A 7916-nucleotide genomic window follows, 5' to 3' on the forward strand; every position below is an offset into this window, starting at 1 on the left:
TGGGCACGCTCGGCGCCGCCCTTGCCGGCACGGCAAGGGCCCAATCCACCGCTTCAAGGAACACCGACATGGCAGGCACCACCGCCCCCGACTTGATCCTGCACAACGGCCGCTTCACCACGCTGGACCGCGCCAACCCCACGGCCAGCGCCGTGGCCATCAAGGACGGCCGCTTCACGCGCGTCGGCCGCAACGAAGAGGTGCTGCCGCTGGCCGGCTCCGCCACCCGCGTCATCGACCTGCAGGGCAAGCGCGTGCTGCCCGGCCTGATCGACAACCACCTGCACATCATTCGCGGCGGCCTCAACTACAACCTCGAACTGCGCTGGGACGGTGTGCGCAGCCTGGCCGATGCCATGGGCATGCTCAAGCGCCAGGTCGCCATCACGCCCGCGCCGCAGTGGGTGCGCGTGGTGGGCGGTTTCACCGAGCACCAGTTCGCCGAGAAGCGACTGCCTACCATCGAGGAACTGAACGCCGTCGCGCCCGCCACCCCGGTATTCATCCTGCACCTGTACGACCGTGCACTGCTCAACGGTGCCGCCATGCGCGCCGTGGGCTACACCAAGGACACGCCCGCGCCGCCCGGCGGCGAGATCGTGCGCGACAGCGCCGGCAACCCCACGGGCCTGCTGCTGGCCAAGCCCAACGCCTCCATCCTCTACGCCACGCTGGCCAAGGGCCCGAAGCTGCCGTTCGACTACCAGGTGAACTCCACGCGCCATTTCATGCGCGAGCTCAACCGGCTCGGCGTGACCGGCGCCATCGACGCGGGCGGCGGCTTCCAGAATTACCCCGAGGACTACCAGGTGATCCAGCAGCTGGCCGACGCCGGCCTGCTCACCATCCGCCTGGCCTACAACCTGTTCACGCAGAAGCCCAAGCAGGAGAAGCAGGACTTCCTGAACTGGACGGCCACGTCGAAGTACAAGCAGGGCGACGACTACTTCCGCCACAACGGCGCGGGCGAGATGCTGGTGTTCTCCGCCGCCGACTTCGAGGACTTCCGCCAGCCGCGCCCCGACATGGCGCCCGAGATGGAAGGCGAGCTGGAAGAAGTGGTGCGCGTGCTCGCGCAGAACCGCTGGCCCTGGCGCCTGCACGCGACCTACGACGAGACCATAGCCCGCGCGCTCGACGTGTTCGAGAAGGTCAACCGCGACACGCCGCTGGCCGGCCTGAACTGGTTCTTCGACCACTGCGAGACCATCTCCGAGAAGTCGATCGACCGCATCGCCGCGATCGGCGGCGGCATCGCGGTGCAGCACCGCATGGCCTACCAGGGCGAATATTTCGTCGAACGCTACGGCGCCGGCGCGGCCGAGGCCACGCCGCCTGTGAAGCGCATGCTCGAAAAGGGCGTGAAGGTGTCGGCCGGCACCGACGCGACGCGCGTGGCCTCGTACAACCCGTGGGTGTCGCTGTCGTGGCTGGTCACGGGCAAGACTGTGGGCGGCATGCAGCTCTACCCGCAGCGCAACTGCCTGGACCGCGAGGCCGCGCTGCGCATGTGGACCGAGAACGTCACCTGGTTCTCGAATGAAGTCGGCAAGAAGGGCCGCATAGAGGCCGGCCAGCTGGCCGACCTGCTGGTGCCCGACCGCGACTTCTTCGCTTGCCCCGAATCGGACATTGCCGACACCACCTCGCTGCTGACCATGGTGGGCGGCAAGATCGTTTACGGCGCAGGCCCGTTCGCGCCGCTCGACGAAGGCACGCCGCCCGCGGCCATGCCCGACTGGTCGCCCGCGCGCACTTTCGGCGGCTACGGCGGCTGGGCCGACACGGCCGAGGGAGCGCCCATGCAGAAGGTGCTGCGCAACGCCGCCGCGGCCTGCGCCTGCGCCAACAACTGCAACGTGCACGGCCACCAGCACGCCACGGCCTGGAGCAGCAAGCTGCCCATTGCCGACCTGAAGAGCTTCTGGGGCGCGCTCGGCTGCGCCTGCTGGGCGGTGTGACGATGACGACCGCACGCTGGCAATCCGCACCGGTCCTGCGCTGGATCGCCTTGCTGCTCTTGTGTGCCGCCTACCTGCAGGGCGGCTTCAACAAGGCGACCGACTTCGCTTCGGCCATCGCCGAGATGAACCACTTCGGCCTGTCACCAGCGGCGCCGATGGCCGTCGCGGTGATCGTGCTGGAGCTGGGCGCCGCGGCGCTCATCCTCACCGGCTTCTACCGCTGGGTGGGCGCGCTGGCGCTGGCTGGCTTCACGCTGCTCGCCACCTTCGTTGCGCTGCGCTTCTGGGAGATGCCGCAGCCCGAACGCTTCATGGCCGCCAACGCGTTCTTCGAACACCTTGGCCTGGTCGGCGGATTCCTGCTTGTGGCGTGGCATGACCTGAAGGACCGTACGCATGGCTGAACCGGCCCAACGCAGCTCCGGCAGCTTCGCACCGCTGCGTCAGCCGGTGTTCGCAGTGCTGTGGGCCGCCACCGTGCTCGGCAACATCGGCAGCTTCATGCGCGACGTGGCCAGCTCGTGGCTGGTGACGGACCTGTCGGCCAGCCCCACGGCTGTGGCGCTGATCCAGACGGCGGCCACGTTGCCGATCTTCCTGCTCGCGATTCCCGCCGGCGTGCTGTCGGACATCCTGGACCGCCGGCGCTTCCTGATCTTCGTGCAGCTGATGCTGGCCGGTGTCAGCAGCACGCTGCTGGTGCTGTCGCATACTGGCACGCTCACCGTCGAATACCTGATTGCGCTGACCTTCGTCGGCGGCATTGGCGCCGCGCTGATGGGACCGACCTGGCAATCCATCGTGCCCGAGTTGGTGCCGCGCGAGGATCTCAAGGGCGCGGTGGCGCTGAATTCGCTGGGAATCAACATCGCGCGCGCCATCGGCCCGGCTGCGGGCGGGCTGATCCTGGCGAGCTTCGGCGCCGCAGCCGCCTATGGGATGGACGTGCTGAGCTATGTGTTCGTGGTCGCCGCGTTGCTGTGGTGGAAGCGCCCCGCGGCAGCCGACAGCGCGCTGTCGGAGAACTTTCTCGGCGCCTTCCGCGCCGGGCTGCGCTACACGCGGGCCAGCAGGGAGCTGCACCGCGTGCTGCTGCGCGCGGCGGTGTTCTTTCTGTTCGCGAGCGCGGTGTGGGCCTTGTTGCCGCTGGTGGCGCGCCAGATGCTGGGCGGCAGCGCCGGTTTCTATGGCGTGCTGCTGGGGGCCGTGGGTGCGGGCGCCATAGCTGGCGCGCTGGTCATGCCGCAGCTGCGCCGGCGGCTGGACGCCGACGGCCTGGTGCTACTGGCCTCGCTCATCAGCGCCGCCGTCATGGGTGCCTTGGTGCTTGCACCGCCGAAGTGGCTGGCGGTGGTCCTGCTGTTTTTGCTGGGGCTGGGCTGGATCATTGCACTGACCACGCTCAACGGCGTGGCCCAGGCCATCCTGCCGAACTGGGTGCGCGGACGCGGCCTGGCGGTGTACCTCACCGTGTTCAACGGCGCGATGGCGGCCGGCAGCCTCGGCTGGGGCCTGGTCGCGCAGGAAATCGGCGTGCCGTACACGCTGCTGGCGGGCGCCATCGGCCTCGTGGTCGTGGCGCTGCTGTTCCACCGCGCACGGCTGCCCACCGGCGAGTCGGACCTTCAGGCCTCGAACCACTGGCCTGAGCCGCTGGTGGCCGAGCCGATCGCGCACGACCGCGGGCCGGTCATGGTGCAGGTCGAGTACCGCATCCGCCAGGAGGATCGCGCGGCGTTCCTGGCCGCGATGAAGCGCCTGTCGCAGGAGCGCCTGCGCGACGGCGCCTACGCATGGGGCGTCGTCGAGCACACCGGCGACGCCCTGCGCCTGATGGAGTGGTTCTTCGTCGAGTCGTGGGCGGAGCATCTGCGCCAGCACCACCGCGTGTCCCATGCCGACGCCGACCTGCAGAGCGAAGCGGTGCGCTTTCACATCGGGCCTGGCAAGCCTGAGGTGCATCACTTTTTGGCGCTGTAGCGCTTGCCCTCTCGCAAACCCAAGGAAAACCCATGCGCACGCTTTCTTCCTCTTCCGTTCACGACAACCCGTCGAAGCATCGCTTCGAATATGCGTTGCAAGGCGAGCGCGCGGTCGCGATCTACACCTTGGCGGGCAATGTCATCACCTTCGTCCACACTCTGGTGCCCGAAGCATTGCAAGGGCAGGGCGTGGCCAAGCAGTTGGTGCTGGCGGGCCTGGCCTCCGCGCGCGAGCGGGGCCTTCGCGTCATTCCGCAGTGCCCCGTGTTCGCGGCCTACATGCGCGCGCACCCGGAGACGCACGATTTGCTGGCCGACGAAGGCCGCACCTTGCTTGGGCTCTGACGCCTTCATGACATCGCCCGCCGCCATCGACACGGTTGAGCCCCTCCGTCCCCGGGTCCGCCTGCTCGGTCCGGCCTACTCCGCGCGAGCCTTCGAGATTCGCGACTTTCTTAGCCGAAGCGTTGTCACCTACGATTGGGTCGAGTTGGACGAGGCGGCTGCTCGCCGCATTCCCGGTATCCGGGGCCTCGACGATCCCGGCTTGCCGGTGTGCGAATTCCCTGATGGATCGCGGCTGCTGAACCCAAGCATCGCAGATGTCGCCCGCCGGCTGGGATGGGTCGAGAAGCCCCGCAAGAAGGTGTACGACGTGTCCATCTACGGTGCCGGACCGGCCGGGCTGAGTGCGGCGGTGTATGCCGCCTCCGAGGGCTTGAGCACCGTGCTCGTCGAACGCGATGCCGTCGGAGGCCAGGCCGGAAACTCCTCCCTGATCGAGAACTACCTGGGCTTTCCGCAAGGCATCAGCGGTGCGGAACTGGCCGAGCGCGCACGCCAGCAGGCGGTGCGCTTCGGCACGGAAATTCTCCGGCTGCGCGAAGGCGTGTACGCGGTCTTTGCCGATGGCGGCATCCAGGCCGATCTGGCCGACGGCACGCAGCTTTACGCGCGCACCAACATCTGCGCAACCGGCATCGAGTGGCGCCGCCTCGGTCTGCCGGACGAGGGGCGTCTGCAGGGCCTGGGCCTGTTCTACGGCGCGGGCACCAGCGAGGCGCCCATGTGCAGCGGCGAGACGGTGTACGTGGTGGGCGGCGGCAATTCGGCGGGACAAGCCGCCATGCACCTGTCGGCCTACGCCCGCGAAGTCGTCATGCTGGTGCGGGGGCCGCGCCTGGCCGATACGCTGTCCGACTACATGGTACAGAAGCTCCAGAGTCAACCCAACATCCGGGTGGTCACGAACTGCGAAGTGAGCGCGTTGCATGGCGACCGATTCCTGGAAGCTATCACGGTGCGTGACCGTGCCGACGGTACCGAGAGCGCGCTGGCGACGCACCATCTGTTTGTCTGCATTGGCGGGCTACCGAATACCGAATGGGCACGCGACACGGCGATTGCGCGAGACGGGTCCGGCTATGTGGTTACAGGCGCAGATCTGTCGCCGGCCGCGCTGGCGGCCGCGGGCTGGCCGCTCCCCCGGGCGCCATACCCGCTGGAAACCAGCGTCCCCGGCTCCTTTGCCGTGGGCGACGTTCGGCATAGCTCCATGAAGCGCGTCGCATCGGCTGTCGGCGAAGGCGCCATGGCCGTGGCCTTCATCCACCAGCACCTCGCAACCCTCTGAAGAGAGATCGTCATGCCCCATCGGTGCACCCATACCGCCAGCATCCACCGCGTCACGCCCAGCGCGCTGGGTTGCGAGGAATGCCTGAAGTCCGGCAGCCCCTGGGTTCATTTGCGCCTGTGCCGCACCTGCGGCCACGTGGGGTGCTGCGACGACTCGCCCAACCGCCACGCCAGTGCGCACCACCACGAGACAGGCCATCCCATCATCGAGGGCTATGACCCGCCTGAGGGGTGGGGCTGGTGCTACATTGATCGCGTCATGCTGGACTTGGGCGACGATACAACGCCACAGAACGGGCCCATCCCGCGTTTCATCTGAACGAGTCGATGAGGTCCTTTCATGCACCCTGATGCACCCACCCCGTCCGTCGATCAGCGCGACCCCTCGCTGCGCAGCGCCTCGCTGGGCGACTTGTCGGCCCGCAGCCTGCCGCGCCTCGAGAGCGTGACGGCGGTCATCCGGCACCACGTGCGCGCGCAGTCCGTCGCGGCGTACGAACAGTGGCTCCAGCGTATCGTACCCATCGCGGAGCGGTTCCCGGGGCATCGCGGGGTGCACGTCATCCGTCCAGCGCCGGGCTCGACGCTCTACACCGTGACCCTGCGCTTCGACTCGCTGCCGCATGCGGAGGACTGGTTCCAGTCGGCCGCGCGGCAAACCTTGCTCAGCGAGGTGATGCCTTTGCTGTCGCGCGACGAGCAGCGCCAGACGGTGACGGGGCTGGAGTTCTGGTTTCACCCGGAGCCAGGGCAGAAGCCGGCAAAGCGCTACAAGCAGCTCCTGCTGACGCTGTCGGTGATCTTCCCGCTCACGATGGTCGTGCCCCTTCCCGTTCACTGGCTGGCGCTTCGATGGCCCTGGCTCGGCAACTCCTTCCTGGAGCACCTGTTGATCGCGGCAATCATCGTGGGACTGATGACCTACGTCCTCATGCCGCGCGTCACCCGACTGGCTGCGCAATGGCTGTATGAATGAAATGGCGGATATGCCGTCCTCAGCCGTCCGCCGCCTTTGCCACCTGCGCCAACACCACCGCGTGTCGCATGCCGACGCGGATCTGCAGAGCGAAGCCGTGCGCTTCCACATCGGGCTCGAGAAACCCGTGGTGCATCACTTTTTTCCCCTCTGACGACAGACGGCATTCCGCCAGCAACCAAGGAAAAACATGGCCACTGCAAAACCCTCCAAGACCACCAAGCCAGCCAAATCCCTCAAGGCCCTGGCCAACAGCACCAGGGCACGCCGCATCGCGTCGCTGCACACCCCGAGCGACCTGGGCACGGACGCCACGCGCGACATCTCCGCGGCGCTCAACGTGCTGCTGGCGGACGTGTTCGCGCTGTACTTGAAGACGAAGAACTTCCATTGGCACATGTCGGGCCCGTCGTTCCGCGACTACCACCTGCTGCTGGACGAGCAGGCCGACCAGATCTTCGCGACCATCGACCCCATCGCCGAGCGCGTGCGCAAGATCGGCGGCACCACGCTGCGCTCGACCGGCCATGCCGCGCGGCTGCAGCGCTTGGCGGACAACGACGCCGACTTCGTGACCCCCATCGGCATGCTGGCCGAGCTGCGTGAAGACAATCAGCGCCTGGCCGGCTTCATGCGCGCCGCGCACGCGGTGTGCGACGAGTACGGCGATGTGGCCACCGCCAGCGTGCTGGAGAACTGGATCGACGAGGCCGAGCGGCGCACATGGTTCCTCTTCGAGTCCGTGCGGCAAAGCTGAGCGCTCCTCTTCATTTTTTTGTTTCCCCCCTTCACTCCACAGGAAAGACCATGACCACACTCACCCTGCGCGACGGCACCGATCTCTACTACAAGGACTGGGGCTCGGGCCAGCCCATTCTGTTCAGCCATGGCTGGCCGCTGAGCGCCGACATGTGGGACGCCCAGATGCTGTTCTTCGCGGAGCGCGGCTACCGTGCGATCGCGTTCGACCGCCGCGGTTTCGGTCGCTCGAGCCAGCCCTGGACCGGCTATGACTACGACACCTTTGCCGACGACATCGCCGAGCTGATCGAGACGCTCGACCTGAAGGAGGTGGTCCTCGCGGGCTTCTCGATGGGGGGCGGCGACGTCACGCGCTACATCGCGCGCAAAGGCAGCTCGCGCATCGCCAAGCTGGCGCTCATCAGCGCGGTGACGCCGCTTTTCATGAAGACGGCCGACCACCCCGTGGGCCCCGACGCATCGCTGTTCGCGGGCATCCGCGCCGGCCTGGCCGCCGACCGCCCGCAGTTCCTTGATGACTTCAACACGCTCTTCTACGGCACCAACCGCCCGGGCGCCAAGGTGTCGCAAGGCGTATTCAAGCAGACGCTGCAGATT

At 67.5% G+C, this 7916-nt stretch carries 9 protein-coding genes and 1 pseudogene; all 10 read left to right on the plus strand.

Going from position 1 to position 7916, the window contains the following annotated elements:
• The first annotated feature begins 68 nt into the window (after nucleotides 1-68).
• A complete protein-coding gene (locus PJE01S_RS22415; RefSeq protein WP_068835950.1) occupies nucleotides 69-1961 on the plus strand; it encodes an amidohydrolase in 1893 nt (630 codons plus the stop codon).
• A 2-nt stretch (nucleotides 1962-1963) separates the two neighbouring features.
• Nucleotides 1964-2368, plus strand: coding sequence for a DoxX family protein (locus PJE01S_RS22420; protein WP_068835942.1), 405 nt, complete (start codon nucleotides 1964-1966; stop codon nucleotides 2366-2368).
• Nucleotides 2361-3944, plus strand: coding sequence for an MFS transporter (locus PJE01S_RS22425; protein ID WP_068835943.1), 1584 nt, complete (start codon nucleotides 2361-2363; stop codon nucleotides 3942-3944). Before PJE01S_RS22420 ends, PJE01S_RS22425 begins: the two co-directional genes overlap by 8 nt.
• A gap of 32 nt (nucleotides 3945-3976) precedes the next feature.
• Nucleotides 3977-4291 (plus strand): GNAT family N-acetyltransferase, encoded by a 315-nt coding sequence (locus tag PJE01S_RS22430; protein ID WP_068835944.1) that lies wholly within the window; start codon nucleotides 3977-3979, stop codon nucleotides 4289-4291.
• A 310-nt stretch (nucleotides 4292-4601) separates the two neighbouring features.
• The gene (locus tag PJE01S_RS22435) at nucleotides 4602-5579 is read left to right on the plus strand and encodes an NAD(P)/FAD-dependent oxidoreductase (RefSeq protein ID WP_281178638.1); all 978 of its coding nucleotides are present in this window, start codon (nucleotides 4602-4604) and stop codon (nucleotides 5577-5579) included.
• Between the two features lie 12 nt (nucleotides 5580-5591).
• On the plus strand, nucleotides 5592-5900 hold the full coding sequence (locus tag PJE01S_RS22440) for a UBP-type zinc finger domain-containing protein (RefSeq protein ID WP_068835945.1): 309 nt from the start codon (nucleotides 5592-5594) through the stop codon (nucleotides 5898-5900).
• A 21-nt stretch (nucleotides 5901-5921) separates the two neighbouring features.
• Nucleotides 5922-6557, plus strand: a complete 636-nt coding sequence (locus PJE01S_RS22445; protein ID WP_068835946.1) for an antibiotic biosynthesis monooxygenase — start codon at nucleotides 5922-5924, stop codon at nucleotides 6555-6557.
• A gap of 40 nt (nucleotides 6558-6597) precedes the next feature.
• Nucleotides 6598-6711 (plus strand): annotated as a pseudogene (locus PJE01S_RS25415) (MFS transporter); the annotation flags it as partial.
• A 36-nt stretch (nucleotides 6712-6747) separates the two neighbouring features.
• Nucleotides 6748-7314, plus strand: coding sequence for a Dps family protein (locus tag PJE01S_RS22450; protein WP_068835947.1), 567 nt, complete (start codon nucleotides 6748-6750; stop codon nucleotides 7312-7314).
• 50 nt (nucleotides 7315-7364) lie between these two features.
• Nucleotides 7365-7916 (plus strand): alpha/beta fold hydrolase (locus PJE01S_RS22455; protein WP_068835948.1); only part of this gene is annotated, 552 nt, incomplete at its 3' end.

This window comes from Polaromonas jejuensis NBRC 106434 (genome assembly GCF_001598235.1).
GTDB classification, from domain to species: Bacteria; Pseudomonadota; Gammaproteobacteria; order Burkholderiales; family Burkholderiaceae_C; genus Polaromonas; species Polaromonas jejuensis.

Excerpts from the sequence above, each read along its gene's own strand:
- PJE01S_RS22425 (WP_068835943.1), top strand. The coding sequence starts at position 2,361 with ATGGCTGAACCGGCCCAACGCAGCTCCGGCAGCTTCGCACCGCTGCGT.
- PJE01S_RS22430 (WP_068835944.1), top strand. The coding sequence starts at position 3,977 with ATGCGCACGCTTTCTTCCTCTTCCGTTCACGACAACCCGTCGAAGCAT.
- PJE01S_RS22420 (WP_068835942.1), top strand. The coding sequence starts at position 1,964 with ATGACGACCGCACGCTGGCAATCCGCACCGGTCCTGCGCTGGATCGCC.
- PJE01S_RS22440 (WP_068835945.1), top strand. The coding sequence starts at position 5,592 with ATGCCCCATCGGTGCACCCATACCGCCAGCATCCACCGCGTCACGCCC.
- PJE01S_RS22445 (WP_068835946.1), top strand. The coding sequence starts at position 5,922 with ATGCACCCTGATGCACCCACCCCGTCCGTCGATCAGCGCGACCCCTCG.
- PJE01S_RS22415 (WP_068835950.1), top strand. The coding sequence starts at position 69 with ATGGCAGGCACCACCGCCCCCGACTTGATCCTGCACAACGGCCGCTTC.
- PJE01S_RS22450 (WP_068835947.1), top strand. The coding sequence starts at position 6,748 with ATGGCCACTGCAAAACCCTCCAAGACCACCAAGCCAGCCAAATCCCTC.